Raw genomic sequence first — 25,938 nt, forward strand, 5'->3', positions numbered from 1 at the left:
GTTCCGCCGGCCTCGGATCGGCAGGGCCAGTTGACCTTCGCTTGCCCGCGCTGGCCGGTTCGATCCGCCGCACCGCCGCAGCCCCGGGCCCGATACCGTCCGGCGTTGCCGGTCCAGTGACCGGCGCTCAGCTGGCCGCGCGTGCTCGCTGCCGCTGGATGAGATCACCCACGGCGGCTGGGCGGCTGAGGTAGGGAGAGTGGCTGGTGTCCCATGTCTCCGTACGCGAGCAGCGCGCGGCGAAGCGGTCCGGCAGTGGCATGGCGATGGTCCGGTCCTGCTGCCCGCGCAGGTAGATCGACGGCGTGTCCCGCCAGCTCACGCGAGTGGGCGTGGCGGCGAAGATCGACGGAGGTTCCGGACGCAGCAACTCCACCGCACGCGTGGCCACCGATTCCTCGACGTCGCCGTAGAGCTTCGCGCGGGCGTCGTCCGGGTCGAGCCGAAGCCGCCCGTCCGCGTCCGGAAACGCGAGCAGTCCCTCGCCGGGCTCGCCAGGGGTCTGCTCGAGCAGCGCGGCCGGAGATTCACCGACGTCGAGAATCCAGCTGTTGAGGAAGATCAATCCAGCCGCACCGCGCACGGTCCCGGCGGTGACGCCTCCGAACGAATGCCCCACCACCACCGGCGGTTTCGGCGATTCCGTGACGATGGCCTCGACCTTCGCGGTGCTCTCTGCCAGCGACAGCTCATAGAGGTCGGGCATCTCCACAGACAGATCCCGGGTGCGTAGCAGATCGGCGAGTTCGGTGTAGTGGGCGGGCTGGTGCCAGGCCCCGTGAAGGATGATCACGTCGGTCACTCACGCACAGTACCGCTCAGCGACGGAAGCACCCGACCGACGTCACACAATCGGCATGTTCGGATGCCTTGAACCACATGGCATCTCGTTGTGTCGCCGTGGCAGCACCTTCGGCTGCCCCTGGTTCGGCCGGTTCGATCAGCGCGACATGCGGCGTTGTGGACGTGTCGGCGCAGTCCGTTGCGAGGCCGGCGCACCCACCCGTTCCGCGACTGGAAGTCATCCGGCGGCGGGGGCGGGTGCGTTGGTCGCCGTGGCGTGCGCGGAGCGTCGGACGCCGACCTGCCCCCGGTCGTTGTCAGGCGAGGCTGCGTAGCGCGGCGTCGTCAGTACTGCCGGGCTGGGGGAAGTACACGTAGAGCACATGTCCTTCGGGTCCGGCGAGGGCGAAGGTTTCGAAGGCGAGGTGCAGGACGCCGATGCCGTTGACGTACAGCCGTTTCTCGCCCGTCACGCGGTCGTAGACATCGTGGGAATCCCACAGCGCCCGGAAGGTTTCGCTGCGCTGGCGCAGGCGCGCGACGAACGCGTCGGGTTCCGCGGAGCGCGCGGCGGCGGTGGCGCGCAGGCCGGCGACGGCTTGGCGGGTGATGTCTTCCCAGTCGGGGTAGATCTCCGGCGCGCGCGGGTCGAGGAAGGTGAACTCGATGAGGTTGTGCCCCGGGCTCCACGCCGGGTTGACCTGGGAGGCGAGCGCGGTGGCGGCCAGTACGTCGCGGTTGGGACCGATGACGAACGCGGGCAGGTCGGCCCAGCGCTCCAGCAGGCTCAGCACCCCTGGCCGCACGGTGTGGTCGGGGGCGGTGTGGGTGTCGGCCGGGGCCAGCGGCGGCGTCGCGAGGGACCACAGGTAGGTCCGTTCAGTGTCGTCCAGCCGCAGCACGCGGGCCAGAGCTTCGAGGATCTCGCGGGAAGGATGCCGGTCGCGGCCCTGCTCGATGCGGGTGTAGTACGACGGGCTGACCCCGGCCAGCAGCGCCAGCTCCTCGCGGCGCAGCCCGCTGACCCGCCGTCGCGTGGTGTCGATGACACCGGCGGAGGCGGCGTCGACCTTCTCCCGGCGACTGCGCAGGAAGGAACCGAGCTGGTTGTCGTCACGTGCCATCCAGAGCGACTTTACCGCCGGTCACAGGCGTGACAACTCGAGCGCCGTCGGTGAAGGTGACCCTGCGAGAGCCAGCCTCGACAGGGAGTGGCCCGTCCACGAGCCCGCTGGTGCCATGGAGGCATGACGAACGAAACACACGAATCGCCGGTGTGGTTGATCACCGGATGCTCCAGCGGCCTGGGTCGCGCTCTTGCCGAGCACGCCCTCGACCGCGGCGACCGGGTCGCGGTCACAGCCCGCGACCGCGTGACCGTGACCGATCTCGCCGAGAAGCACGGTGACCGCGCGCTGGCCCTGGAGTTGGACGTCACCGACCCCGCATCGGTGGCTGTGGCCGTTCATGCGTGCGAGGAGGCGTTCGGACGCGTCGACGTCCTGGTGAACAACGCCGGATACGGCTACCTGGCCGCCATCGAAGAGGGTGAAGACACCGCGGTTCGCGCAATGTACGAGACCAACGTGCATGGCGTGGTGAGCGTCCTGAAGGCGGTGTTGCCCGGCATGCGGGCCCGGCGGTCGGGGCGGGTCGTCAACGTCTCGTCCTTCGGCGGCCTGGCCGCCTTCGCTGCGACCGGCTATTACCACGCCACGAAGTTCGCGCTGGAGGGTCTTTCGGAGTCGTTGGCCGCGGAGCTCGCGCCGCTGGGCATCGCGGTGACGATCGTCGAGCCGGGTGGGCTGCGCACCCAGTGGGCGGGGACGTCGATGCGGCAGTCCCGGACGCGCTTGGACGACTACGAGCAGACCGCTGGCCGACGACGCGACGCGACGCTCGCCGTGTCCGGCCGCCAGCCCGGCGACCCGGCGCGGGCCGCCGCGGCGATCGCCACAATCGTGGACACTGAGACACCGCCCCTGCGACTGCTATTGGGCTCCGACGCACTCGTCGGAGCCCGCGCGCGCCTGGACCGGGTGCGCGGCGAGATCGACGCCAACGCGGCGTTGACGACGAGCACGGACCTGGTGCGGGCATGAGCGAGAGGGGCGCGTTCGTCGTGATCGGCGCCGGGCCGGGTCTCGGCCTCGCGGCGGCCCGCCGGTTCGGTCGCGAGGGACATCCGATCGGGCTTATCGCCCGCGGCGCTGAACGTTTGGCGCCCATGGCCGCCGAGCTGGCCGCCGAGGGCATGACGACAGCGACGGAGACCGCCGACGTCACCGACGCGCAGGCGCTCGCGGCCGCGGTGGGCGCGCTGCGCGAGCGGCTCGGCCCGATCCAGGCGGTGCTGTTCAGCCCGCGGCCGAGTCTTGTGTGGATCAAGCCCGTGCTCGACACCGAGCCGTCGGACGTCGCGAGCGCGCTGGCGTTGAGCGTCGTCGCCGCAGCGACGGCCGTGCGCGCGGTCCTGCCGGACATGTGCAACCTGGGATGCGGCACCCTGCTGTTCACCACCGGTGGCGCCGCTGTCGAGCCGCACCGCGACCGAGCGGTATCAGGGATCGCCTACGCGGCCGAGTCGGCCTACGTGCGCATGCTCCACGACGCGCTCGCCGACCAGGGCGTACACGCCGCGCAGGTCACAATCGTCGGGCCCATCGGGCCCGGCGCCCGGCACGAACCGGACGCGGTGGCCCAGCAGCTGTGGCGGCTGCACACCGAACGCGATCAGCCGCTGGTCGTCCTGCGCTGACACCGCCCCACGTTGTTGTGATCGGGTGGTTCGGCCACCGCATAGTGACCGACCACCCGAGTCGTCGACGGGCAGCACCGCACGTGGTTGAAACGCCGAACGAGGGGCCACCACCACTACTTCGAGAACGCCAGCGCCACCGAGGAATTGGTGGCCCTCATCGTATTCAACGCCGACGCCGCGGAACCGAAGGACGACATCGGCATCGGTCAGTTACTTGGGCTTCCGGTTTCTTTTCTTCTCTTCCGGGGGCTCCCACTTCCCGACTGTCTGACCCGAATCCGGCCCGGTGAGTCCGCAGACGCGCGAATCATCCACCATGCGTTGCTATCCGGACGCCCAGAGCCGTTGGCCTCTCTACTCGTCCGAGTCGGCAATCCGGCCACTCCAGGACTCGTACGACGGCAGTCGGCACAACTTCGAGCTCACACCCCGCCCGGATCCCACGCCGGGCGGGGCGTGTGTAGTAGTAGACCGCCACCCGTGCGGTCACCCGCACGATGTGAGCGACGCATGCTAACCCGATCGGACGGTCATGTCCGTGATCGCCTGCGCCGCGGCGTATCCCTCCGCAACCGCGTGCGAGACCCGCCGCGGCACCACCGCATCCCCGATCACCTGCACTCGTGCCTGCGGAAGTGTCTGCTCGATGTCGTGCCAGTCGGCGGCGATCCTTTCTCCGACGGCAACGGCGTGTTCGCAGGCGATCTCGAATGTCCTGCCCGACAGGAGATGTCGGCAGCGCACTACGGTGCATGCGCTGGTCGTTCGTATCTCCGTTACGGCCGCGCCGACGACGAACTCTACCGGGCTCCCGGCGAGGCGCTTCATCAGTTGGACCCGGCTCTCCGGTGGGATGGCGGCGGCAAATGTGGGTCCCGGGACCACCACGGTCACCTGTGCGGCTGCTGCTGCCAACGCGGCTTCCAGCGCGCCGATGGTAAGCCAGGAGCCGAAGCCGTCGTCGGCGACGACCACCCGATCTCCCGGTGCTACCGCATGCCGATCGGCGATAAGACCTGTCGAGGACAGCGCGCCGGGCGTCGGTAGCTCAGTGGCACCGGTCGCGATGATGACTTCATCGAAATCGCCCAGTTCACGCGGTGTTACGCGGTGCCCGAGTCGCACATCGGCATTCCCGAGATTGGCCGTGTAGAACCGCAGTAGCTTCGACCAGCCCGCCCGGTTCGGCGCCTGCGCGGCCACGGCCAGCTGCCCGCCGATCCGCTCCTGCGCCTCGAACAGCGTGACGTCGTGCGTCGCGGTGAGTTGGAGTGTGGCCTCTAGACCTGCCGGTCCGGCGCCCACCACTGCCACTCGCCGCGACGATGCCGTTGGCCTGCCGAACCGGAGCGGCGATGCCGGGCGGGCGTCGTGGCCGGGCGGGGCCAAGGTGGGATTCACCGAGCAGAGCAGGACTGGAGTGAATGCGCGGCAGTCCTCATTGCATGACACGCACGGCCGGATCTGAGAGTCGTTGCCCTGCAGTAACTTTTGCGGCAGTTGTGGATCGGCGATGAGCGGCCGAGCCATCCCGATCAGATCGGCACCGGCCGCCAATGCGGATTCGATGTCCTGCCGCGAGCGAAACGCCTGCGACACCAGCAACGGCCGCTCCGTTGCCGCGCGCAGTCGTCGCACGTGCGCGAGCAGCGGCGGCTCCGACGTCGCCATATCGCGCACATACGTGGTCCGCACCCCGGCGGTCACATTGACATAGTCGAACATGTCGAGCAACGGCAGCAGCTCGCACAGCCCGTCCGGGTCCAGACCGGCCTCCTCCGCACCATCGATCGAAACCCGCACCCCGAGTAGCACTTCCGGACAAGACATCGTGATCTCGGCATGCAGCCGGTGCAACACCTGCACCCGCCCCGCAACCATCGCGGACCCCGCCCGGACGTTGGAAGCAGGCGACAGGAACTGAGCCAGCAAATAGCCGTGGGCCGCATGTAGTTCGATCGCGGGGAATCCCGCTTCGACGGCATGGCGGGAACTGACGACAAAGCTCGCAATCATTCGATCGATGTCGGCGTCGGTCATTGTCCTGGCGCGCACCGGCTCTCGCGGCGATCTGATGTTCGACGGCGCGATCGGGTGCTCCCAGATCTCGGCGCCGAGTGTTTCGCGGCCGAGGTGCACCAGCTGGCATACCGGAACCGCACCTTCACTACTGATGGCGGTCGCGCGCGCCCGCAGCCCGCTGATGGCCTCGGGCCGCCATGCCTCGGTGATATTGCCGATTCGATTCGCCGATTCCGGACTCACGACCGTGCCACCCGCGATCACCATCGCCGCCCCGCCTGCGGCGCAGCGTCGCCAGTACTCCGCGTCGCCGGGCTGTGCCAGGCCGCCGCCGACCACTCCGGATCCGTGCGCGGTGGCGACCAAACGGTTGCGTAGTCGTACCGCACCGATCCGCAGTGGCTGGGATACCCGGCGAGTGGGCACAAGATCTTCTTGAACTGGATTCACTTCATGAGTTTGTCTCCATGTGATTGACACCACAAGGGCCTGCGGATAGATTCTCAAACTGAGATCAGTTCAGTTTCGGAGGTTCGATGTCCTTTTTGCTCGTGCACGGAGCGGGTATGGCCGCCTCCTGCTGGGATCGCTTGCTGCCGTTGCTCACCGGGCCGACGATCGCCGTCGATCTGCCCGGCCGTGGCAGGCGGTCCGACCGTGACATCCGCGGCGTAACCCTCGACGACTGTGCTGCGGCGATCGTCGAGGACGCGGCCGATCTCACCGACATCGTGATGGTCGCGCATTCGTTCGCCGGAGTGTCGGTTCCGCGGGTGTTACCGGAGTTGGCGGATCGCATCGAGCACGTTGTGTTCCTGTCCGCCGTCGTGCCGCCGCACGGGACACGCGTGCTCGACCAGATCGATCCGGCTGTCCAGGCTGCTGTTCGGCAGTCGATCGTCGGCGGGATCTATCACCAGGATCGTGCTGCCGCGATTGCCATGTTGTGCAACGACATGTCACCCGAGCAGACGGAATGGACAGCAGACCAGGTCATCGATGATTCGGCGGCATTGCTCGAGGAAACGGTTGATCTCGCGGGCCTGTCGGCCGACCTACCGCGAACCTATGTTCGCCTCACCGAGGACAAATGCTATCCGCCGGATCTGCAATCGCGGTCCACCGACCTCGTCGGCGGGAGCACCCGTTTTCTCGAATCGGGCCATATGCCGATGGTTTCGACGCCCGGCGAGCTGGCCGCTCTTCTCGATCAGGTAAGGAAATAGATTCCGTCATGAAATCTCTGACCAAGGCGGTCGCGGCGCTCGCGATTGTCATCTCGACCTGCGGCCTGGCCGCCTGCGGTGGGAATTCGTCCGCCTCGAAGCCCGTCGATGGGAGCTGGGAGGACGTCGTCGCCGCGGCCAACGAGGAGGGCGCCGTCATGCTCTACTCGAGCCAGAAGCCGGCAAACCTCGAAGCACTGAAGACCGCATTCCAGGCAAAGTATCCGCGGATCAAGCTGGACTTCGTGCGCGGTACCGACGCCGATATCAACCCGCGGGTGGAGACCGAGAAGAAGACCGGGAAGGGCACAGCCGATGTGCACATGCTGACCGATGCGGCGTGGATTACCAATGCCGCGAAATCGGGGGCGTACTCCACCGAGCTGGTCGGGCCGGACCTGAAGGCTCCCGAGTATCAGCCGGACAAAAGTGTGCTCAACAACCGGTTCTTCCTGACGAGCGCGGCGGTTTTCGCGCTGGGCTGGAACACCGGTGCGGTCCCGAACGGCCTGAAATCTCCCCAGGACATCGTGAATCCCGCCTATCGGGGCAAGATCGGAATCGTCAATCCGTCCGGCATCGCCTCCTACGTCGATCTGTACCGGTACTACGCGCGCACCTATGGCGAGGACTACTGGAAGCAACTCGCCGCACTGAAGCCACGGCTATACCCGAGCGCTCTGGGCGTCGCCCAGGCGCTGACCTCCGGTGAAATTGTTGTGACGCCTTCGGTTCAGCCCTTGGTGACCGAAGTGGCCGCAGGGGCGCCGGTCAATTGGACCCTGCCACCGTCGCCGTGGGGCACCCCCTGGTACAGCCAGGTGACGAGTGTGGCCCCGCATCCCAATGCCGCTCAGGTACTGGCGAATTTCATGGTCACCCGCGAAGGACAGACAGCGCTCAACGGGGGATATGCGGCGGCGTTATCCGATATCCCCGGCGCGGTGGCCCGGTCTCAGGACATCGCTTCGCCCGATACCAGTGACCTGACGCCCGAGAAGATCGAGAAGTACTCCCAAGAGTGGTCACAACTTTTCCAGAGCTGACAGTGGATGGGAGTACTGCATTGATGCGCGGAGTCAACGTATTGGTTACCGGAGCGTCCGGCGGAATCGGTGGCGCGACCGCCGAACTGTTCGTGAGCAAGGGCGCGACGGTGTACCTCACCGACGTCGACGACGCGGCGGGGGAGCGCCGCGCACACGAACTCGGGTCGACGGCGCACTACCGCAGGCTCGATGTGACTGCCGAATCCGATTGGCGGGCAGTCACTTCCGATATGGATCGGGCGGGACACCCACTGCAGGTGCTGGTCAACAGCGCCGGAGCCGCGATGAAAGCGCCACTGACACACACCACGCTGCAGCAGTTCCGCAGGATGATCGACCTCAATCTGGTCGGCACATTCCTCGGACTGCAGGCGGCCGCCGCGGCGATGGTCGCCGGTGGGTCGGTCATCAACGTCTCCTCGCTGCGGGGTGTGCTGGCGACTGCCGAACTCGGCGCCTACGGCGCGTCGAAATTCGGTGTCCGCGCCCTGAGCAAGGTCGCGGCACTGGAGCTGGCCGATCGTGGCATCCGTGTCAACACGGTGTGTCCGGGCAGCATCGACACGGAGATCACCGCGGTTCCCGACTTCGCCGCCGACGATGTCGAAGCCTATGTCCGATCCATCCCCCTGCAGCGGCGTGGCAGCCCCATGGAGGTCGCGAAGGCGATCTTGTTCCTTGCCGGTGACGACAGCAGCTATGTCACCGGGATCGACTTGCTGGTCGATGGCGGCATCGCCGCCGGAGTCCGCACCCCCAAGAAGCAGACCTAGAAGGCATGAGATGAGCTCGCAGTTCACAGTTTCCGGTCTCACCAAGACCTATGGATCGAATGTCGTCGTCGACCGGCTCGACCTCGCGATCGAGGAAGGCGAACTCCTCGTACTCCTCGGCCCGAGTGGCTGCGGCAAGACAACCACCTTGCGCTGCCTCGCCGGATTGGAGACGCCACAGGATGGCTCGATCACCTTCAAGGACCGGCGCGTTTTCGATGCCGAGGCGAAGCTGAATGTGCCTGTCCACAAACGGAATATCGGAATGGTGTTCCAGTCGTACGCGCTGTGGCCGCATATGACCGTGCGCAAGAACATTCGATATCCGCTGCAGGTCCGCAAATTGCGGAAGGAGATCTCCGGCGGAGCCGTCGAAAGTGCCGCTGCCATGGTCGATTGCACAGAACTGCTCGACCGATACCCGGCACAGCTCAGTGGTGGACAGCAACAGCGCGTCGCGGTGGCGCGTGGCCTGGTGGCCCGGCCCGATCTGGTGCTCTTCGATGAACCATTGAGCAATCTGGATGCCAGATTGCGCGATCAGGTTCGTTCGCAAATCCATCAGCTGCACCGAAGTCTCGGATTCACAGCGGTTTTCGTCACCCATGACCAGGCCGAGGCATTCGCCCTCGGCGACCGCGTCGCCATCATGAAGGCGGGCAAGATCGAACAGTACGATGCGCCCGAGCAGGTCTTCGAGCATCCGGTATCGGAGTACGTGGCCGCGTTCATCGGGATGGCCAACCGGCTGGAACTGCGCCGCGGTCCCGGTGGCTGGATCACCTCGGCCGGCGACGATATCGACCTGACGCGTACGGTGGTGCGCGCACGAGCCGACGAAGGCACGTCCGCGGTCGCGCGGCTACGCCCCGACGATATCGTCGTGCATTCGTCGATCGACGAAGTGCCACAGGGCGATGTGGCATTGCGTGCCGAGTTGGTGACATACGAATACGGCGGCCGCCACTTCGACGTGACCGTCCGTACGGGCGGCGAACAGCTCGCGGTACGGGTCGATGCGGCCATCCATGGCGCCACGTTGCGTCGAAGCCGCCCAGGAGATCCCATGATCGTCAGTTTCTCTCCCGCCAGCTTGCGCGTGTTCGCACATCCGGACGGCGCCGACGCCGATATGCCGATGCTGGCGACGGCGGGTGCAGGAGGGCAGTCGTGATGGCCACGCTCACCGCTACCCGGTCCCTTGCGGTACCCGCGCACTGGCGGGCCAGAATCGGATACCTGGCCTTGCTGGCAGTTCTCGCCTATCTGGTCGTAGTGCCGATGATCCGGCTGCAATCGCTGGCCTTCGAAAACGGCGCGCAGGGCTATCGAAACCAATACGGACGCTTCGATATCGCGGAAACGATCGGGACCACCATCGCACTGGCCCTCGGCTCGCTCGTGGTCGCCATGGTGCTGGGCACGGTGCTGGCGTTCGCCGCGAGCCGACTGCCCGACCGACTCGGCTTCCTGCGGATCATCCCGATCCTGCCGATTGTCATGCCCGCGGTCGCCAATGTCGTCGGTTGGGCCTTTCTGCTGTCGCCAGGTCCCGGCTACTTGAACCTGTTGCTCCGGAAGTTGCCGTGGTGGAGCGGATCGGACACCGGACCGATCGATGTGTACACCGTGCCGTGGATCATCATTCTCACCGCCTTCGGGCTGACATCGTTCGTCTATCTTTTCGTCAGCGCGGGCATGCAGAACATCAGCTCGGAACATCTCGAGGCCGCACAGATGAGCGGGTCGTCCACGCTCGGAGTGTTCTTCCGAGTGGTGCTCCCATTGCTGCGCCCGTCGTTGATATACGGCGGCGGAATTGCGTTGTTGCTCGGCCTCGGCCAGTTCACCGGTCCACTGCTGCTGGGCCAGAACAGTGGCGTCAAGGTGCTCACCACCGAGATGTATCGTCGGGTGTCCGAATCACCATCCGACTTCGCCGCCGCCGCCGCGGCCGGTTCACCACTGGTGATCTTCGGGCTCGTACTGGTGCTGATCCAGAAGGCCTTGCTGGGCAACCAGACTCGCTTCGTCACCCACGGCGGCAAGGCGTTCGCGCCGTCCACCGGCCGCGCCACCTGGGCCGCGGCGACGATCGTCGGCTACGCGTTGTTCGCTCTGGTCATCCCCTTGGTCGGGTTGATCATCGTATCCTCGACGCGGTACTGGTCGGGGTCACTGTCGTGGAACCTGTTCACGCTCGACAATTTCCGAGAGCTGGCCGCCACCGACGCGATCGTCGAATCGGTGATCACCAGTGTGCTGACATCGCTCGGCGCGGTGGCGATCTGCGTACCCATCGGCTACGTGATGGCCAATCTGTTGGTCCGCGGCCGACGCTACAAAATACTGGCCCTCATCGGTGATTTCATCTCGGCATTGCCGCTCGGCATCCCGGCGGTGATCTTCGGCGTCGGTTTCCTGCTCACCTATACCGAGCCGCCACTGATTCTGTACGGCACGCGAACAGTGATCATCCTCGTCTACGTCGTACTGATGTTGCCCTTCGCGACGCGAATGCAGATGACCGCGATGCTATCCCTCGGTAACGCCTATACCGAGGCATCGGCAACCAGCGGAGCATCACCATTCGTGACGAACGCGAGGATCATGCTGCCGTTGATGCGCCCCACCATCCTCAGCGCGGTCGCGTTGATGTTCATCCTGCTGACACACGAATTCGCGGCATCGCTATTGGTGCGCGCGTCGACCACGCAGGTGATGGGGACTCTGCTATTCGATATGTGGCAGAACGGTTCCTACCCGCTGGTTGCGGCCATGGCATTGCTCATGACAGTGGTGACCACGATCGGCGTTGCCCTCGCCATGCTGGTCGGCGGCCGCAATGTACTCGGCAATCTCTGACTCTCGGAGTACGAAAGGACTGCACAGCAATGACTCTCGGTGTTTCGAGGCTCGACGGCAAGGTCGTGTTGGTGACCGGTTCGACAGGGGGAATCGGCGCCGAAATCGTACGCCGCCTGGCCGATGAGGGGGCGTCGGTTGTGGTGACCGACGTCGACATCGAGGCGTGCGAGAAGCTGACCACCGGCCTGCAATACGGTGAGCGGCATCAGGTTCTGGGATTGGACATCACGCAAGAGTCGCAGTGGCAGCAGGCGATGTCGGCGGTGTCCGACCGCTTCCCGAGCCTGGATGCCGTCGTCAACAACGGTGCCATCGGCAGCCTGGCGTCGGTAGTCGACGAGGATCTGAATCGGTACAACCGAGTGATCGAGGTCGGTCAGACGGGCACCTGGCTGGGCATGAAGCATGCGGGCGCGCTGATCGAGCGCACCGGCGGCGGATCGATCGTCAACATCTGCTCGATCCTCGGCACCGTCGGCGGCCTGGGCAACAGTCTGGCCTACGCGGCGGCAAAGGGCGCCGTGCGCACCATGACGAAGAACGCCGCATTGCATTGGGCGACAAAGGGAGTGCGAGTCAACTCGATCCACCCGGGGTTCATCGAAACGCCACAGCTCCTCGAACGATACGAGGGCACCGAGCGACACCAGGCGATGGTCGCGAACACCCCGATGGGCAGACTCGGCCGCGCCGAAGAGGTAGCCGCCGCCGTCGCATTCCTGGCGGGCAACGATTCGACCTTCATCACCGGCACCGAACTCTATGTGGACGGCGGCTGGACCTGCGCCTGAGCGCCGAAAAGGTCGCCGCCGATAGCGAGGCGGTCTCTGAACAGCAGAAAGTCCCGTACCTCGATCATCAGAGGTGCGGGACTTCTGTGCGGGATCGGCTGGGCGGGCGGCCGTGCGGGTGCTGGTCGGTGTTTCGAGCCGCGCGGTCCACCTGCGGCCGAAACCGATGTGTTGCGAATCCGCGCCCCGAAGCTCAGTACTCGCGCGAGGCGTCCGGCGCCCTCGATCAGCGTTTGCCGCGCCGCCGACTTACGTGGGTATGCGTTTGCGCGACACTCGCGTGCCGATGCATCGTCATGTGCGCTTCGGCTCATTTATCGCCGAGATACTCGTCCATCTCTTCGCTCGAAGTGCTCAACGCCGTCTGCATCCTTCGTGGACAACACATTTCGGACTACCAGGACGTCGAGGTGCGCCATCGTCTCGCACGTTGCGATCATCTGATTGAAGTCGTCGAGCGTGTCGAACGCGCGGTCGCGCCGCGTCCACGTCAACGCTCGGGCAACCGACAGGCCGGTGCACGGTCCCAGATCGCCGACAGCAGTGACGATTTGCTCGAACCGGCGGTCATGATGTGCGAGAAGTTCACGAGCGCGCTGTCCGACGCTGCCTCCGGTGGGACCGTGCGCGGGCAACATCTTCTGCTCGTCATCGTGCTGCAGCAACGCCAATGACCGGAGGAAGTTGTCCAACGGCAGTTCCCACGGGCCCAATTCGAACCCGATCGATGGGGTGATCGTGGGCAGCACGTGATCGCCGGTGAACACGAAGCCCCGCTCGCGATCCTGAAAGATCATGTGGCCCTTGGTATGTCCGGGTGTGGCTACGGCGTGGAGATCGAGCCCGGCGATGGCCAGCGCGCCGGGGCGCAGCCAGTGGTCGGGCTGTTCCCAGTCGTCGCGGTCGAACGGTTCGGCGATGCCTGCCGCATGAGCTCGTCGCGCGATATCGTCCGCGCCGGCCCGACGCAGTTCCCGCAGCGAACTGTCGGGGATGCTGCTGTCCAGTTGGTGGATGGCGCCGAGTCCGCCGGCTTCATCGGCGCCGAGATGAACTCGACAGCCGTGCCGACGACGCAATTCGATGGCGAAGGTGTAGTGGTCGCGGTGGATATGGGTGACGAAGATATCGTGAATGTCGGCTGCCGAGCGGCCGATTTGGGCCAGCGCGTCGCAGAGTTCCCGGTAGGTGCCCGGCCGGTGCCAGCCGCCGTCGATGAGTACGAGGCCGTCGTCGGTTTCCAGTACGTAGACGTTGACCGCGCGAAGCCCGTCCTGCGGCATCTGCAGCGGGATGCGGTGAATCCCTTGGGCTATCGGATAACACCCGGGTTCGGCCCATTCGGCGCTCATTCGATCGCGGAGGCGAGCGGCACCATCGTCTGCTCCTCGCCGTACCAGATCATGCGCCGCCCCCGCATGGTGCCCACGTTCTCGACGGCGGCCTTCCATTCCGGGCTCGCCAGTGCGGCGTCGAGCGCCTCGCGGGATTCGAAACTCAGAATCGACAGACCGTCCCAGCCGGACGACTTCTCGTCGACGGATTCGAGCAGTTCGGTGTGCTGCCAGCGCAGCAGGCCGGGCAGCGGGTAGGTCACCTCCGCGTGTTCACCCCGCCACCATTCGATGAACTGCTCATGGGTCCAATCATTGGGACGCGATGCGAGGACGATCAGATTGTACATTCGACTCCTAACTGAATTCTGTTCAGTTATAGCGGGCGTGGAGATCCCACAGTTCGGGAAGTGGGATCTCAGTCGCGCACGATCCGTACTGCTGCTTCGGTGACCGACTCGGTGATCTGCCCGAGGGTGACGCTGCCCCTCGGCCGGTACCAGCGCCAGACGCTGATCACCAGGCCGAGGACCATTCGACCCAGCATGCGGGGATCGCCCGGAGTGAAGACGCCGGCCTCGATTCCGTCCGCAATCAGTCCGGTCCAATTCTGCTCGATCTGTCGCACGAGCTCACGAGAGCGCAAGCGTTCGGCCTCTTCCTTGGCCGACTGACGCGGGGCGGCAAGCAAATCCATATGGTTCTGCAGGATGCGGCGCTGTAGGGCATCTTTCGGCGAGGCTTTCAGTGCCGCGGCGATGGCGGCGCGCAGGGCTTGCTCCGGGTCGGCCTGATCGGCGACCGCGGCGTTGAATCTTTCGGCCGAGTCGGCCAGTTCGAGTCGCATGATCGTCAGCAGGCAGTGGGCCTTCGACTCGAAATAGTGGTACAGCGCGGTCTGACCGATACCCACCTCGTCGGCGATCGACGCCCATTTGGTGTGTTCGTAGCCGACTTTCCCGAACTGTTCGATAGCGGCGGTGAGGATTCCACTTCGCTTCGAGCGCGCGCTTTCGCGGCGGACCTCCGAGTCAACGGTCATCAGCGCGTGTACCCCCGCATTCGATGGTGTGCATTCGAAACAACTCTACCGGAACTGAGGTGAACTCGGGTCAACTGCGGTGACCAGCTGTGTCGCCAACTGCACCGCGTCGGGCCGGGACAATTTGCCCACGGTGTTCTGCGGGAGGTCTTGCACCGTGAACAAGTACTCGGGCCACTTCGATTTGGGAAAGTCCGCCGCCGCGAGTTGATCGGTGACAGTGGCCAATGTCAGCGGTCCGCCATCGGTGACAACCAGCGCTGCCGCTCGTTCGCCGAGCAGCGCATCGGGCACCGGGACAACACACACCTGCACGATGCCAGGCAAATTCGCGATAGCTGATTCGAGTTCGTTGATATCTATATTGCGCCCGCCGCGGATAATGATCTGCTTCTGGCGCCCTGTCACCCGGATCGAGCCGTCGATTGCCACTTCGACCAGATCACCGGTGGCGAGGAAGCCGTCCGCGGTGAGCGTCGGAGGAATCGCGACACCGCCTCGGGCGTAACCGACGAACAGGGACGGGCCCTGTACCTGCGCATCGCCGATCTCACCGGCGGCCACGACGTTCCCTGCGGTATCGACCGCCCGCACGACGGTGCCCCGGAACGGTCGCCCGTCCCGGCCGAGCCTGATCGCGGGCGGGTCGTCGAGTTGTGGAGTGGTATGTCCGAGACATTCGGACATACCGAAAACCCGCAGGAACGTGGTACCGAGCTTTTCCTCAGCAGTACGCAGCGCACGTTCGTTCATCGGACCGCCGCCGACCGTCATCGCTCGCAGGGCGGACAAGGTGCCTTCGGAGCCGTCGGCCACCGACAGCTGCAAGGCCATGGTCGGAACCAGCATCGTCCAGGCAATGCGGTGCTCCGCCATGGCCGCCAAGGCGGCGGCAGGTTCCCATTTGCCGATCGACACCATCGTGCCGCCGAGATAGGCAGGCAGGTACATGCCGAAACAGAAGGCGGCCACCGAAGACAGCGGCACAAACGCTCCGACTGCCTCATCCGGCTCCAGACGAACGGTGTCGATGGTGCACTGACAGGCGTAGCGGATGGCTTCTTCTGATTGCACAACACATTTGGGACGCCCGGTCGAGCCGGAGGTCATCGCGATGGCTGTGCCCCCGTGCCATCGATGTACCGAATCGAACGGGCCCGTTCGCGAGCGCAAGACGCGTGCGTCGAAGGCGGCCTCGCGAATCGGGAAGCGATCCTCTCGCACACCCCAGCGCATCAGCGCATCCGGTGCCGCGACCACCAGATCCGGGGCAATATCCTCGACAGCCAGTGCGAACTCGGATTCGGTGGCATGCGCGCCGAATACCGCGACGACACCACCACGCAGACCGACCGCCACGGCCGCCGCCACGGTGTGCCAGGTGTTGTCGGCCTGGATGAGGACGGTAGGCGGGGCCGGATCGATGGACTCGATCCGCTCGGCCAGCGCTCGGGCCGCTGCGACGATCTTTCCGAGGGTATGGCGACCGAAATCGTCCACGACCGCGATCTGCTCCGGCGTGCGCTGTGCCCGCTCGATCATTTCCTGCGCAAGTGTCTTCATCGCCTCACTTCTCTCGCGACGCTCGATATCTGTCTACTCGCTTCCACGTGCCGCGGTGCGCGGCCCGTCAATAGCGGCGGCACGAGTACCGCGCGCCCGGTGACCGTCCCCGCGCGCAGGCGTCGGTAGATGTCGACCGCGTCTGTCAGGGGATGCGTCACGCGCTCGATCTGCAGTGCCCCGCCGATCGCCAGCGCGACCACGGCCTCCAGATCCGATCGGGCACCCCAGAACGGTGCATCCACCTGCCATCCGGCGGCGAGGCCGATACGTTTGCCTACGGCCGAGCGGCCGCCCGCACTGCCGACGACCGCGAGTCGGCCTCCTGGCGCGAGCGCGTGCGCGGCCGACTCCATTGTGTCGGAGGTACCGACGAAATCGAGGATCAGGTCGGCACCGCCGTCGAGTGCTGGGATGGCGGAGGCCAGATCGGCGAACGCCGCATCGCTGCCCAGCCGCAGTGCGACGGGGAGCGTTTCCGGCCGGTTGTCGATGGCGAGGACACGTCCGGCACCGAAGTGGCGAAGGATCTGAATCGCCAGGTGACCGAGCCCGCCGACACCGATCACCACACAGATCGCGGATTCGTCGATGACATCGGCGTGCCGGCGCACGGCGTGGTAGGCGGTCAACCCAGCGTCCGCGAGGGGAGCGGCGATGGCGGGTTCCAGATCACCGGTGCGAATAAGGAATCGGGCCGAGGGAACAACCATGGCCTGCGCCAGACCGCCGTGATAGCCGAGGCCGTTGCCGATCGGAGCCAGTCTGCCATCGGCCCGCGGCCGCAGTGTCAGACAGTAGTTCTCCCGTCCACGCGCACAATTGCGGCAGCGGCCGCAGCTCCAGATGCCATGGACCACAACGGCTTCGCCGAGCCAGGACCGATCCGCATCGGGACCGGCGTCGATCACCGTGCCCGCGACTTCATGGCCGAGAGTGAGCGGCAGCGGATAGTCGAAACTCGATTCGGCGGCGTCCATGACGTGCAGATCGGAGCGACACAGTCCCGCCGCGGTGACCTGTAGCAGGAGTTCTTCCCCGCGCGGCTCCGGAACCGCAACCTCACGCAACAGTGGTTCGGTTCCCCACTCGGTCAGTTGGACGGCCAGCATCAGCGAGCCGTCCAGCCGCCGTCGACAATGAGCGTCTGCCCGGTCATATAGGACGACGCGGCGGAGGCGAGAAACAGGACCGCGCCGTCGATTTCACCGGCATTGCCACCACGCCCGAGCATCGTGTTGCGGCGCACCCACCCCGCCGATTTATCGTTGTCGAACAGACCACCGGTCATCTCGGTGTCGAACCAGCCCGGCACAACGGCGTTCACTCGGATCCCTCTGCGTCCCCACTGCCCGGCGAGTTCCCTGGTGAGTCCGAGTATCCCGGCCTTGGAGGCGGCATAGCTCGCGCCGCCGATCGGTGCCGTCGAGACCAGCCCGATCACCGACGAAATATTGATAAATGACGCGTGTTCGCCCTCGGGCAGTTGCGTCGCGGCATAGGTGGCGAGATGAAATCCGGCCACCAGGTTGACCTCGAGGATCGATGCGAACCCGGCTACCGTTTCGTCTTCGGCATGCGGGGGACCGGGCTTGCCGGCGTTGTTGACCAGTACATCGAGTCGTCCGGACTGCTCGTAGCATCGGTCGACCAACATTCGGCGGTCCTCGTCGGATGTCACATCACAACGGACCGGAACGAGCCGGGGGTTGTCCGCGGCCAGCGCCGCCAATCGGTCGAGCCGGCGGGCCGCGGCGTACACGGTGGCACCGGCACCGGCGAGCGCGTTCGCGAAGCCCATCCCGAGGCCGGACGACGCGCCGGTGACGACGGCGACCCTGCCGGACAACCCGAATAGGTCGTCCAGCGTCGTTTCGGTGTCGGATCCGATGCCACTCATCATGTTTCGCACCTCAGTACACCGCGGTCCGGCCGCCGTCGACGGGAATGACCGCACCGGTGGTGTAACCGGCGGCGGCGCTCGCCAGATGGGTGACCAGACCGGCGATTTCCGCCGGCTGCCCCAGCCGGCCGGCGGGCAGGCGATCGATGATCTTCCCGACGAACTCGTCGTCCCAGTTCTCGGCCATATCCGTCGCGAATCCGCCCGGCATCACGCAATTGACGCGGACCGTCGGTGCGTACTCCTGAGCGAACGCCATGGTCAATGCGTTGAGCCCGTTCTTGGCCGCCGCATACATCGCCTCCGGCGGACTCGGCCGGACTGCCCCGATACTCGAGATATTGATGATCGACCCGCCACCGGCTGCGGCCATCCGGTCACCGGCCACCGCCATCAGGCGAAACGGCCCCTTCAGGTTGACCTCGATGGTCTTGTCCCACAGTGCTTCCGAGACCGACAGCAGGTTGTCGGCCAGCGGTGCGATACCCGCGTTGTTCACGACGATATCGAGACTGCCGAAACCGGCGATGATTCGATCGACGGCCGGTTCGATCGAGTCCCAATTGCCGACGTGCAGCGCGAACGGATGCGCACTGCCGTGCCCATCGCAGTCGCCGAGTGCGGCCACTGCCTGCTCGCACGCGTCGAGTTTGCGGCTGGACACGATAACCGTGCAGCCTGCGTCACGCAGTCCGCGCGTGATCGCCAGTCCGAGGCCGCGGCTGGCGCCAGTGACCAAGGCGACCTTTCCGGTCAATTCCGTTGTGCTCATGCGTGCTTCTTCAATTCGAGGCGGGCGATGGTACGCAGGTGTACTTCGTTGGGACCGTCGGCGATCTGCAGTGCCCGGGTGATGGCGTACAGGCGTGCCAGGACGGTGTCGTCGCTGACGCCGGCGGCACCGTAGGTCTGCACCGCGCGGTCGACGACGGTGTGCGCCACTTCCATTGCCGCAACCTTGATGGCGGCGACTTCCGATCGAGCGGCCGCGTTGCCGTAGTTGTCGATGAGCCAGGCCGACTTCAGGACGAGCAGGCGAATCTGGTCGATCTCGATGCGGCTGCGGGCAATCCACTCGCGTACGACACCGCGATCGGCCAATGGAGCGCCGAATGCGATGCGCTCGAGGGAGCGTTGGCACATCAGGTCGAGTGCGCGCTCGGCCATGCCGACGGCGCGCATCGCGTAGTGCATCCGGCCCGGTCCCAGCCGGCCCTGGGCGATGGCGAAACCGTCACCTTCGGCGCCCAGCATGTTCTCGGCCGGAACTCGGACATCGGTGAATTGGACTTCGCCGTGGCCGAGACGGTCTCGGAAGCCGAACATCGGAAGATCGCGCAGCACTTCGATTCCCGGGGTGTCACGGGGGACCAGGATCATGCTCTGCTGGCGATATGTCGGTGCCTGTGGATCCGATTTGCCCATGAAGATGATGAGCTGGCAGTCCGGGTCGAGAATCCCGGAGGTGTACCACTTGCGGCCGTTGAGGACGTACTCGTCGCCGTCACGAACGATAGTGGAGGTGATGTTGGTGGCGTCGGAGCTGGCCACCGCTGGCTCGGTCATCGCGAATGCGGAGCGAATACTGCAGTCCAACAATGGTTTCAGCCACTGCTGCCGCTGCTTCTCGGTCCCGTACATGGCCAGAATTTCCATATTGCCGGTGTCGGGAGCCGAGCAGTTGATGGCTTCGTTACCGATGATGGACCGACCGACCACTTCGGCCAGTGGCGCATACTCGAGATTGGTGAGACCGGCACCGAGGCCGTCGTGGGTCATGAACAGATTCCACAGACCTGATTCGCGGGCCTTGACCTGCATATCTCGCATGACTTGCGGCTGTTCGTGCGGGTTGTCGTTCGCCGCGATCTGGGCGTCGAACACCTGCTCCGCGGGATAGACGTACTCGTCCATGAAGGATTCGAGCTTGCCGAGCAGATCCTGCGTGCGGGGGGAGTAGGAGAAATCCATGGTGAGGCTCCTGAACTTCTGAGGTCGACATCAACCGACGAGTAGTGCGGTACCGGTCTCGATCAGGCGGTCGATGGTGGCGGGCAGCTTTTCCTGGTCGGGATCGTGGTGGCGACCTTCGCGGTGCCGGCGCAGGTTGTGGCCCATGATCGCCGCCATCTTGAGGCGGCCCAGCGCGTCGAACCACGTCATATCGGTGAGCGCAGGCCCGTCGCAGACGTAGAGGTCCACCAGCTCTTGCGCCGAAGGCAGCCCGGGCACCTCTCGGCCGACGCCGGGAAAGTTGCTGCCGTCGGCAAAGACGAGGAACCAGCCCAATTCGACCCGTGGATCCCCGGCGCTCCAGATCTCCCAATCGATCAGCGCGACCGGTTCGACGCCGTCGGCGATGATGTTGCCGAGGCGGTAATCACCGTGCACCAGTGTCGGTGTGATCGGTTCGGGTGTGGTTCGGCCGAGCAACTCGAGCAGCCGGTCGCCACCGGCGACGAAGTCGGGAGGGACGGCGCCGAGAGTGCGCGCCCAGCGTGCGAGCTCTGCGTCCGGCGTGAGCGGTGCTTGCACGCCGGGCACGGTGCTCAGATCTATCGCGTGCAGCCGCGGCAGAATTTCCGCGGCACGCCGCATCCGGGCCGCGGCCGAACCGGTTTCGACGGCCGGATCGTCCAGTACCGGTTCCAACGCCTCCCCGGCCACGAATTCCATAGCGAACCAGGCGGGTTCGAGGTCATCGACGGCAACCACGCCCGGCACGGGCACCGGCGTGTGCGTCAATGCCGCCATGATCCGCGCCTGCCGCAGCATGTCGTGACGGCCGATGGCCTGCTGTCCCTCGGGTACGGCCTTGACCACGAAGTCACCACCGGTCGTTCGTACCCGGTACGTCAAGCCGGAATGTCCGCCGAGCAGCGGCTCGAATGCGGTGACCGTCACGTCGAGGTCCGCCTGCAGCCGGGTACGGACGCGTTGTTCCACGGTGGAACGCCCACCCGGCGCCCGACCGCCACCCTCCACGGAATCGCTACGCGATGCTGAACTCATCGGCGTGGCTCCCTCGGTAGTCCGAGAACTCGCTCGGCGATGATGTTGTGCTGAATTTCGTCGGTTCCTCCGGCGATCCGGTAGCCGGGCGCGCCGAGAATGTGCTCGGTCCACGCGAAGGTTCCCCAGCGACCGGAGTCCACGGTGAGGTCTGGCCCGAGCAGCAGGCGTACCACCTCGGAGGTGCGAGCCATCGTGTCGGTCGCCAGCAGCTTCCCGATCGAGGCCTCCGGTCCCGGGTCCTTGCCCGCGACGACGGCGCCCGCCACCCGCATAGTGCCGATCCGCTGTAGATAGCTGCGTATTACCAGGTCAGCGACCTTATCACGTTCGATCTCGGTCAGCTCCCGTCCGAGATGCCGTGCCAGCGCTACCGCCTGATCCGCGTTCGCCAGACCGAGGTTGCCGCCGTCGAGGCGTTCGGCGGCCAAGACGGTGAGCGCTACCGCCCAGCCCTGCCCCACCGGTCCGAGCCGGTCGCTGTCATCGAGTTGAACACCGTCGAGGAAGACCTCGTTGAACGAACTGCCGCCGGTCATCTGCCGGATCGGGCGAACGGTCACCCCCGGTGCGGTCATCGGCACCAGGAAGACGGTGAGTCCGGCGTGTTTGGCTGCGGCGGAAGCGGTTCGGCACACGGCGACGCCGATATCGGACACCCTCGCGCCCGAGGTCCACACCTTGTGACCGTCGAGCGTCCACGTGCCATCGGCGGATCGAGCAGCGCGCGTCCGCACCGCTGCCAGATCGGAACCGGCCTCGGTCTCCGAGAACAGTTGGCAGGCAATGATATCCGTGCGCAGCATCGCCCGGACATAGCGTGACCGCTGCTCGTCGGTGCCCCATCGCTCGATAGTGGGAGCGACCAGTTGTTGTGTCACCGAGAACATCTCGGTGCGCCGTGGCACATCGAAGTCCGCTTCGGCGCGGCGGAAAGCCAGGACGTATGACGGGGGTAGACCGCGGCCGCCGTAGGTCTCGGGCCAGTCCAGTGCGCCCCAGCCCGCGTCGAACTTGGCGCGCTCGTACCGGCGGATCCGGTCGGTGTGCGCGCGCTCCTCCTCGGCATTCCAGCTCTCGAAAACGGCTACCGAATCCGAACCCGAACCCCAGACCGATTCCGCTCGGGGGGCTGCCACACTGCGCAACCAGGCCAGGGCCTCATCGGTGAAGCGGACGAGGTCGGGAAGTGTCTGTGTGGTCACTGATTCACCTCGAAAAGTGTTGTCATGTCACACCGAAAGCACGGTGCAGGCGCTGATTCCGGGCGCCCCGTACACGTGCGTGAAGCCGACCCTCGGCGCTCCGGGTACCTGTCGATCACCGGCCTCGCCGCGCAGTTGGGTGACGATCTCGTGCACCTGACGTAGACCGGATGCACCGATGGGTTCGCCATTGGCGATGCACCCACCATCGGTGTTGACCGGCAGTCGCCCGCCGATCTCGGTGTCGCCTGCTGCGATCATCGACTCCTGCTCGCCGTGCTCGCAGAAGCCGCACTCGGCCATGTGCATGATCTCGGCACCGCTCTCGGTGTCCTGAAGTTGCGCGACATCGACATCGGCAGGGGAGATGCCTGCCTGTTCGAAGGCCGCCGCGGCGGCGTCGGCGCTCACGCTGGTCGGTTCGCCCCCGCCTTGGACGGCCGGACCGAATACTTCGAAAGAGCCGAATCGGCGGGTGCGGTGGCTGATCGCGCGCAACCGGACCGGGCGAGCGTCGAGTCGCCGGACCACAGCCTCGGTGGCGACGATGACGGCGGCCCCGCCTTCGCCAGGGGAGCAGAACATGTATCGCGTCAGTGGGTCGTTCACCATATCGGCGGCGGCGATCTGCTCGGCCGAGATCGCTTCCCGTCGCCAGGCATTCGGGTTCAGGCTGCCGTTTCGGTACGCCTTTTCGGCAACCTTCGCCAAGGTTGTGCCGGAAATCCTGTATTCGCGCATGTATCGGCCGATCTTGGCGCCGAAGAACTGCGTGGTGACCATGAGCCCGGCATCGCCGTATCCCTCGGGCAGTCCCCAGTCGGCGGGGGTCGGATCGAAGGCTCCGCGTGGGTGTTTATCGAATCCGACCGCCAGCGCGATCTCGGCGGTTCCGGAACGGACCGCATTGACCGCCGAGAACAGTGCACTGCCACCGGTCGCGCAGCCATTCTTCACGTTGCTGAAAGGTATTCCGGTGAAACCGAGTTCGGCGACGAGGGTGTCGGCGAGTCCCGAACCGTCGCTGCCGCCGAAGGCCACCTCGATGTCGGGCCAGGTCACCCCGGCATCGTCGAGTGCGGCGGCAATGGCGCTGACCGCCATCTGACGGCCGGTGATGCCGGGCTGCCTGCCGAACTTCGACAGCCCGGCTCCGATGATCGAAACTGTTTGTGTCACTGCGCTTCTCTTTGCTGTGGAACGACCGCGAACCGGGGCACCGGTGCGGTGCCGACGAGGTGCACCGGTGCCCGATACAACTCGGTGAAGTCGTCGCACTCGAGGATTGCTTGAATGCGAATACCTTCCGGAAGCTCGACATAGCCCACCGCGAATGGTGAAAAGCCTTCGGCAGGAGGGATATACGGTGGTGACTTCGGTGGGAACCGCTGCACCGTGTAGGCCCACACCACTCCCCGAGTGCTCAACTCCAGTGCGATGGCCGTCGGCTGGACGCATCGTGCGCATATGGTGGTTGCCGGATAGGCGACGGTATTACAGTCCGTGCACCGGCTACCTTGTAGCACCGATGTGTCGTACTCGCCCATGTCGATCTCCTCTTCGAGTCCTAAGGAGCGGCGTTGTTCAGCGACCGACCCACTTCGGTTCGCGCTTCTCGAGGAATGCGTTCACGCCCTCGCGGGCATCCTCGGACTGCAGGGCGTTGCCCACCGCGAGATGCTCCATCACCATGAGCGATTGGATGTCCGCATCCAGACCGCGGTCGATGGTCATCTTCGTGAGCTTCATGGCGAACGGGCTCTTGTCGACGATCGGTGCGATGAAGTCGGCGACCAGGGCGTCGAGTTCGTCCGCCGGCGCCGCAGCGTTGATCAGATCGAAGTCCACGGCCTGCTTGCCGGACAGCAGCTTTCCGGTCAACATCAGCTCCTTGGTCTTGCGGATACCGATCATGCGGGGCAACCGGTAGATCGGACCCGCGCCACCGAAGAGCGCACGGCGAATGTGGAAGTCACCGATCAGCGCGTCCTCGGATGCGACAGCGAAGTCACACGAGATCATCAGCTCGAATCCGCCGGCCGTCACATGCCCCTCGAGAACCGCCACGGACGGCGTATTCATCGAATAGAGGCGGTCGCACACCTTGGCCGAGAGCACCGCGACATCCATCGCATTGGTGCTGCCGACATAGTTGGCAAGCAGTTCGTCCAGGTCGAAGCCTGAGCAGAAGGTATTGCCGCGGCCGCGTAGCACGAGGACTTTGAGATCCGGGTCGCTGTCGACCTCGACGATGATTTCGTCGAGTCGGTGCAGAAGTTCTGTGGTGACAGCGTTCTTCTTGTACGGGCGATTGAGCCACACGCGGGCGACGTCGCCGTCCTTCTCCAACACGATGTGGTCGGTGTCCACCATCTCGAACCTCTTCCTTGAACTTGAACTGGATTCAATTCAGTTTTACCCAGCGAACCGCTCCGCGTCAACAGGAGTGCTGGCGTCGTTTGATCGTTCAGATACCGATCAGGGTGGCGATTCGCGCTCTGTGCGCACGCGAATCACCCTGTATCGCTTCGTTTCCCATTGCCCTGCGGAAGTAGGACTGGGCGGGGTGTTCCCAGGTGAAGCCGATGCCACCGTGCAACTGGATCGCTTCTGCCGCCGCATGAACCGCCGCATCGGTACACACGGCTCCGGCGACCGCCACGGCCAACGATGCCGATCCTGGGTCCTGCGCATAGATCGCCGCCGCATAGCGGGAGGCCGATCGAGCACGTTCGAGAGTGACCAGCAGATCGGCCAGCCGATGTTTGACGGCCTGGAACGAGCCGATGGGGCGACCGAACTGGTGTCGGGTCTGTGCGTAGGCCACGGTCATCTCGAGTAGGCGGTCGACGATGCCGGTGTTCTCGCAGGCCAGCGCCAGGGTTGCCAGTTCGCCCAGCCGCGCGGCGGTCGCCTCGGTGGCATCGACCTCGGTCAGCGCGATCGCCGGACATCGATCGAAGGTGAGATCGGCTCGACGACGCGTGGGGTCGAGTACTCCACGCTCGGTTCGGACGAGCTGTGCGCCCGGTTGGGTAGCGAACAGGCGGCGACCGTCCGGGCATTGTGCCGAAACGACGGCCACATCGGCAGTGCCGCCGCCTACTAGGTGGGTCGCCGTACCACGCAATAGCCACCCTGCCGGCGTCGACTCCGCATGCACCTGATCGGCGGCGGGGGACAAGGTGCTGACCGCCGCCAGCAGGCTGCCGTCGAGAACTCCGGCGAGCAGGTCGTCGCCCTGGATGGGATCCGCCGACAGCAGTGCATGGACGCCGAGGACCGCCGATGTGTACACCGGCGCGCAAGCGAGCGCTCGGCCGCATTCCTCGAGCACGATCCCCAGCTCGACCATGCCGTAGCCGAGGCCGCCGCGGTCTTCGGGGACGGCCAGCGCGGTCACCGACATGTCGTCGACGAGCGACTTCCACAACTGCGGTGAATAGCCGAGGTCGGTGGAAGTGGCCGTTCGCACCTGCTCGATATCGCTGTGCTTGGCGAGTAGGCCGCGGATGACCTCGCGCAGCTCCGACTGCTCCGGTCCGGGTGTCAGTGCAGGTGGATCCGTGCGGGGCCATGGCATTTCAATCGCGGGTGCGGACATCT

General features: G+C 65.5%; 25 protein-coding genes. 8 read left to right on the top strand and 17 right to left on the bottom strand.

All coding sequences use genetic code 11. The features are described from left to right. Positions 1 to 127: 127 nt before the first annotated feature. Both ACQP1G_RS13330 and ACQP1G_RS13335 read right to left on the bottom strand, forming a co-directional pair. Complete coding sequence (locus tag ACQP1G_RS13330; RefSeq protein ID WP_433203025.1) at positions 128 to 802, bottom strand: alpha/beta fold hydrolase; 675 nt, start codon at positions 800 to 802, stop codon at positions 128 to 130. Positions 803 to 1,100: 298 nt separating this feature from the next. Next, positions 1,101 to 1,907 (bottom strand): helix-turn-helix domain-containing protein, encoded by an 807-nt coding sequence (locus ACQP1G_RS13335; RefSeq protein ID WP_433203028.1) that lies wholly within the window; start codon positions 1,905 to 1,907, stop codon positions 1,101 to 1,103. Between the two features lie 123 nt (positions 1,908 to 2,030). Here ACQP1G_RS13335 and ACQP1G_RS13340 point away from each other — a divergent pair, with 123 nt between their 5' ends. Next, positions 2,031 to 2,885: an oxidoreductase gene (locus ACQP1G_RS13340; protein ID WP_433203031.1), complete on the top strand. Its 855-nt coding sequence runs from the start codon at positions 2,031 to 2,033 to the stop codon at positions 2,883 to 2,885. Further along, on the top strand, positions 2,882 to 3,541 hold the full coding sequence (locus ACQP1G_RS13345) for an SDR family NAD(P)-dependent oxidoreductase (protein WP_433203034.1): 660 nt from the start codon (positions 2,882 to 2,884) through the stop codon (positions 3,539 to 3,541). The genes ACQP1G_RS13340 and ACQP1G_RS13345 overlap by 4 nt, the downstream gene beginning before the upstream one ends. 516 nt (positions 3,542 to 4,057) lie before the next feature. On the opposite strand, the gene ACQP1G_RS13350 is transcribed toward ACQP1G_RS13345, so the two are convergent. Beyond that, complete coding sequence (locus tag ACQP1G_RS13350) at positions 4,058 to 5,992, bottom strand: FAD-dependent oxidoreductase (protein ID WP_433208456.1); 1,935 nt, start codon at positions 5,990 to 5,992, stop codon at positions 4,058 to 4,060. Between the two features lie 110 nt (positions 5,993 to 6,102). Here ACQP1G_RS13350 and ACQP1G_RS13355 point away from each other — a divergent pair, with 110 nt between their 5' ends. From ACQP1G_RS13355 to ACQP1G_RS13380, 6 genes are read left to right on the top strand one after another with little or no spacing between them, the layout of a single operon-like run. Then, the gene (locus ACQP1G_RS13355) at positions 6,103 to 6,792 is read left to right on the top strand and encodes an alpha/beta fold hydrolase (protein WP_433203037.1); all 690 of its coding nucleotides are present in this window, start codon (positions 6,103 to 6,105) and stop codon (positions 6,790 to 6,792) included. Between the two features lie 8 nt (positions 6,793 to 6,800). Continuing rightward, positions 6,801 to 7,838: an extracellular solute-binding protein gene (locus ACQP1G_RS13360; RefSeq protein ID WP_433203040.1), complete on the top strand. Its 1,038-nt coding sequence runs from the start codon at positions 6,801 to 6,803 to the stop codon at positions 7,836 to 7,838. A 23-nt stretch (positions 7,839 to 7,861) separates the two neighbouring features. Further along, positions 7,862 to 8,614: an SDR family NAD(P)-dependent oxidoreductase gene (locus tag ACQP1G_RS13365; RefSeq protein ID WP_433203043.1), complete on the top strand. Its 753-nt coding sequence runs from the start codon at positions 7,862 to 7,864 to the stop codon at positions 8,612 to 8,614. Positions 8,615 to 8,624: 10 nt separating this feature from the next. After that, positions 8,625 to 9,788 (top strand): ABC transporter ATP-binding protein, encoded by a 1,164-nt coding sequence (locus ACQP1G_RS13370; protein WP_433203046.1) that lies wholly within the window; start codon positions 8,625 to 8,627, stop codon positions 9,786 to 9,788. Further along, on the top strand, positions 9,788 to 11,479 hold the full coding sequence (locus ACQP1G_RS13375; RefSeq protein ID WP_433208459.1) for an ABC transporter permease: 1,692 nt from the start codon (positions 9,788 to 9,790) through the stop codon (positions 11,477 to 11,479). The genes ACQP1G_RS13370 and ACQP1G_RS13375 overlap by 1 nt, the downstream gene beginning before the upstream one ends. Positions 11,480 to 11,508: 29 nt before the next feature. Continuing rightward, the gene (locus ACQP1G_RS13380) at positions 11,509 to 12,273 is read left to right on the top strand and encodes an SDR family NAD(P)-dependent oxidoreductase (protein ID WP_433203049.1); all 765 of its coding nucleotides are present in this window, start codon (positions 11,509 to 11,511) and stop codon (positions 12,271 to 12,273) included. 314 nt (positions 12,274 to 12,587) lie between these two features. On the opposite strand, the gene ACQP1G_RS13385 is transcribed toward ACQP1G_RS13380, so the two are convergent. The 14 genes from ACQP1G_RS13385 to ACQP1G_RS13450 all read right to left on the bottom strand — a co-directional run bounded on the left by ACQP1G_RS13385 (position 12,588) and on the right by ACQP1G_RS13450 (position 25,936). Next, positions 12,588 to 13,625 carry an MBL fold metallo-hydrolase gene (locus ACQP1G_RS13385; protein ID WP_433203052.1) on the bottom strand — a complete coding sequence of 346 codons (1,038 nt, stop codon included), beginning with the start codon at positions 13,623 to 13,625 and terminating at the stop codon, positions 12,588 to 12,590. After that, on the bottom strand, positions 13,622 to 13,957 hold the full coding sequence (locus ACQP1G_RS13390) for an EthD domain-containing protein (protein WP_433203055.1): 336 nt from the start codon (positions 13,955 to 13,957) through the stop codon (positions 13,622 to 13,624). Before ACQP1G_RS13390 ends, ACQP1G_RS13385 begins: the two co-directional genes overlap by 4 nt. Positions 13,958 to 14,025: 68 nt before the next feature. Further along, positions 14,026 to 14,649: a TetR/AcrR family transcriptional regulator gene (locus tag ACQP1G_RS13395; RefSeq protein ID WP_433203058.1), complete on the bottom strand. Its 624-nt coding sequence runs from the start codon at positions 14,647 to 14,649 to the stop codon at positions 14,026 to 14,028. A 45-nt stretch (positions 14,650 to 14,694) separates the two neighbouring features. Then, complete coding sequence (locus ACQP1G_RS13400; protein ID WP_433203061.1) at positions 14,695 to 16,212, bottom strand: class I adenylate-forming enzyme family protein; 1,518 nt, start codon at positions 16,210 to 16,212, stop codon at positions 14,695 to 14,697. Then, entirely contained in the window at positions 16,209 to 17,324 is a 1,116-nt protein-coding gene (locus ACQP1G_RS13405; protein ID WP_433203064.1) for an NAD(P)-dependent alcohol dehydrogenase, read from the bottom strand. The genes ACQP1G_RS13400 and ACQP1G_RS13405 overlap by 4 nt, the downstream gene beginning before the upstream one ends. Continuing rightward, a complete protein-coding gene (locus ACQP1G_RS13410; RefSeq protein ID WP_433203067.1) occupies positions 17,324 to 18,115 on the bottom strand; it encodes an SDR family NAD(P)-dependent oxidoreductase in 792 nt (263 codons plus the stop codon). The genes ACQP1G_RS13405 and ACQP1G_RS13410 overlap by 1 nt, the downstream gene beginning before the upstream one ends. 10 nt (positions 18,116 to 18,125) lie before the next feature. Further along, on the bottom strand, positions 18,126 to 18,887 hold the full coding sequence (locus ACQP1G_RS13415) for an SDR family NAD(P)-dependent oxidoreductase (protein WP_433203070.1): 762 nt from the start codon (positions 18,885 to 18,887) through the stop codon (positions 18,126 to 18,128). Further along, positions 18,884 to 20,086, bottom strand: coding sequence for an acyl-CoA dehydrogenase family protein (locus tag ACQP1G_RS13420; protein WP_433203073.1), 1,203 nt, complete (start codon positions 20,084 to 20,086; stop codon positions 18,884 to 18,886). Before ACQP1G_RS13420 ends, ACQP1G_RS13415 begins: the two co-directional genes overlap by 4 nt. A 30-nt stretch (positions 20,087 to 20,116) precedes the next feature. Then, positions 20,117 to 21,127, bottom strand: coding sequence for a phosphotransferase family protein (locus ACQP1G_RS13425; protein ID WP_433203076.1), 1,011 nt, complete (start codon positions 21,125 to 21,127; stop codon positions 20,117 to 20,119). After that, entirely contained in the window at positions 21,124 to 22,332 is a 1,209-nt protein-coding gene (locus ACQP1G_RS13430; RefSeq protein ID WP_433203079.1) for an acyl-CoA dehydrogenase family protein, read from the bottom strand. The genes ACQP1G_RS13425 and ACQP1G_RS13430 overlap by 4 nt, the downstream gene beginning before the upstream one ends. 27 nt (positions 22,333 to 22,359) lie before the next feature. Continuing rightward, a complete protein-coding gene (locus tag ACQP1G_RS13435) occupies positions 22,360 to 23,511 on the bottom strand; it encodes a thiolase family protein (protein ID WP_433203082.1) in 1,152 nt (383 codons plus the stop codon). Beyond that, complete coding sequence (locus tag ACQP1G_RS13440) at positions 23,508 to 23,879, bottom strand: Zn-ribbon domain-containing OB-fold protein (RefSeq protein ID WP_433203085.1); 372 nt, start codon at positions 23,877 to 23,879, stop codon at positions 23,508 to 23,510. Before ACQP1G_RS13440 ends, ACQP1G_RS13435 begins: the two co-directional genes overlap by 4 nt. A 37-nt stretch (positions 23,880 to 23,916) precedes the next feature. Then, entirely contained in the window at positions 23,917 to 24,705 is a 789-nt protein-coding gene (locus ACQP1G_RS13445; RefSeq protein ID WP_433203088.1) for an enoyl-CoA hydratase/isomerase family protein, read from the bottom strand. A 94-nt stretch (positions 24,706 to 24,799) separates the two neighbouring features. Then, positions 24,800 to 25,936: an acyl-CoA dehydrogenase family protein gene (locus ACQP1G_RS13450; protein WP_433203091.1), complete on the bottom strand. Its 1,137-nt coding sequence runs from the start codon at positions 25,934 to 25,936 to the stop codon at positions 24,800 to 24,802. Positions 25,937 to 25,938: the final 2 nt, after the last annotated feature.

This window comes from Nocardia sp. CA-107356, assembly GCF_050946365.1.
In the GTDB taxonomy this organism is placed as follows: Bacteria; Actinomycetota; Actinomycetes; order Mycobacteriales; family Mycobacteriaceae; genus Nocardia.

What these genes read in the sequence shown, in the direction of transcription:
- ACQP1G_RS13335 (WP_433203028.1), bottom strand. Translation starts at nt 1,907, where the DNA reads ATGGCACGTGACGACAACCAGCTCGGTTCCTTCCTGCGCAGTCGCCGG.
- ACQP1G_RS13340 (WP_433203031.1), top strand. Translation starts at nt 2,031, where the DNA reads ATGACGAACGAAACACACGAATCGCCGGTGTGGTTGATCACCGGATGC.
- ACQP1G_RS13345 (WP_433203034.1), top strand. Translation starts at nt 2,882, where the DNA reads ATGAGCGAGAGGGGCGCGTTCGTCGTGATCGGCGCCGGGCCGGGTCTC.
- ACQP1G_RS13355 (WP_433203037.1), top strand. Translation starts at nt 6,103, where the DNA reads ATGTCCTTTTTGCTCGTGCACGGAGCGGGTATGGCCGCCTCCTGCTGG.
- ACQP1G_RS13360 (WP_433203040.1), top strand. Translation starts at nt 6,801, where the DNA reads ATGAAATCTCTGACCAAGGCGGTCGCGGCGCTCGCGATTGTCATCTCG.
- ACQP1G_RS13365 (WP_433203043.1), top strand. Translation starts at nt 7,862, where the DNA reads ATGCGCGGAGTCAACGTATTGGTTACCGGAGCGTCCGGCGGAATCGGT.
- ACQP1G_RS13370 (WP_433203046.1), top strand. Translation starts at nt 8,625, where the DNA reads ATGAGCTCGCAGTTCACAGTTTCCGGTCTCACCAAGACCTATGGATCG.
- ACQP1G_RS13375 (WP_433208459.1), top strand. Translation starts at nt 9,788, where the DNA reads ATGGCCACGCTCACCGCTACCCGGTCCCTTGCGGTACCCGCGCACTGG.
- ACQP1G_RS13380 (WP_433203049.1), top strand. Translation starts at nt 11,509, where the DNA reads ATGACTCTCGGTGTTTCGAGGCTCGACGGCAAGGTCGTGTTGGTGACC.
- ACQP1G_RS13385 (WP_433203052.1), bottom strand. Translation starts at nt 13,625, where the DNA reads ATGAGCGCCGAATGGGCCGAACCCGGGTGTTATCCGATAGCCCAAGGG.
- ACQP1G_RS13390 (WP_433203055.1), bottom strand. Translation starts at nt 13,957, where the DNA reads ATGTACAATCTGATCGTCCTCGCATCGCGTCCCAATGATTGGACCCAT.
- ACQP1G_RS13395 (WP_433203058.1), bottom strand. Translation starts at nt 14,649, where the DNA reads ATGACCGTTGACTCGGAGGTCCGCCGCGAAAGCGCGCGCTCGAAGCGA.
- ACQP1G_RS13400 (WP_433203061.1), bottom strand. Translation starts at nt 16,212, where the DNA reads ATGAAGACACTTGCGCAGGAAATGATCGAGCGGGCACAGCGCACGCCG.
- ACQP1G_RS13405 (WP_433203064.1), bottom strand. Translation starts at nt 17,324, where the DNA reads ATGCTGGCCGTCCAACTGACCGAGTGGGGAACCGAACCACTGTTGCGT.
- ACQP1G_RS13410 (WP_433203067.1), bottom strand. Translation starts at nt 18,115, where the DNA reads ATGATGAGTGGCATCGGATCCGACACCGAAACGACGCTGGACGACCTA.
- ACQP1G_RS13415 (WP_433203070.1), bottom strand. Translation starts at nt 18,887, where the DNA reads ATGAGCACAACGGAATTGACCGGAAAGGTCGCCTTGGTCACTGGCGCC.
- ACQP1G_RS13420 (WP_433203073.1), bottom strand. Translation starts at nt 20,086, where the DNA reads ATGGATTTCTCCTACTCCCCCCGCACGCAGGATCTGCTCGGCAAGCTC.
- ACQP1G_RS13425 (WP_433203076.1), bottom strand. Translation starts at nt 21,127, where the DNA reads ATGAGTTCAGCATCGCGTAGCGATTCCGTGGAGGGTGGCGGTCGGGCG.
- ACQP1G_RS13440 (WP_433203085.1), bottom strand. Translation starts at nt 23,879, where the DNA reads ATGGGCGAGTACGACACATCGGTGCTACAAGGTAGCCGGTGCACGGAC.
- ACQP1G_RS13445 (WP_433203088.1), bottom strand. Translation starts at nt 24,705, where the DNA reads ATGGTGGACACCGACCACATCGTGTTGGAGAAGGACGGCGACGTCGCC.
- ACQP1G_RS13450 (WP_433203091.1), bottom strand. Translation starts at nt 25,936, where the DNA reads ATGTCCGCACCCGCGATTGAAATGCCATGGCCCCGCACGGATCCACCT.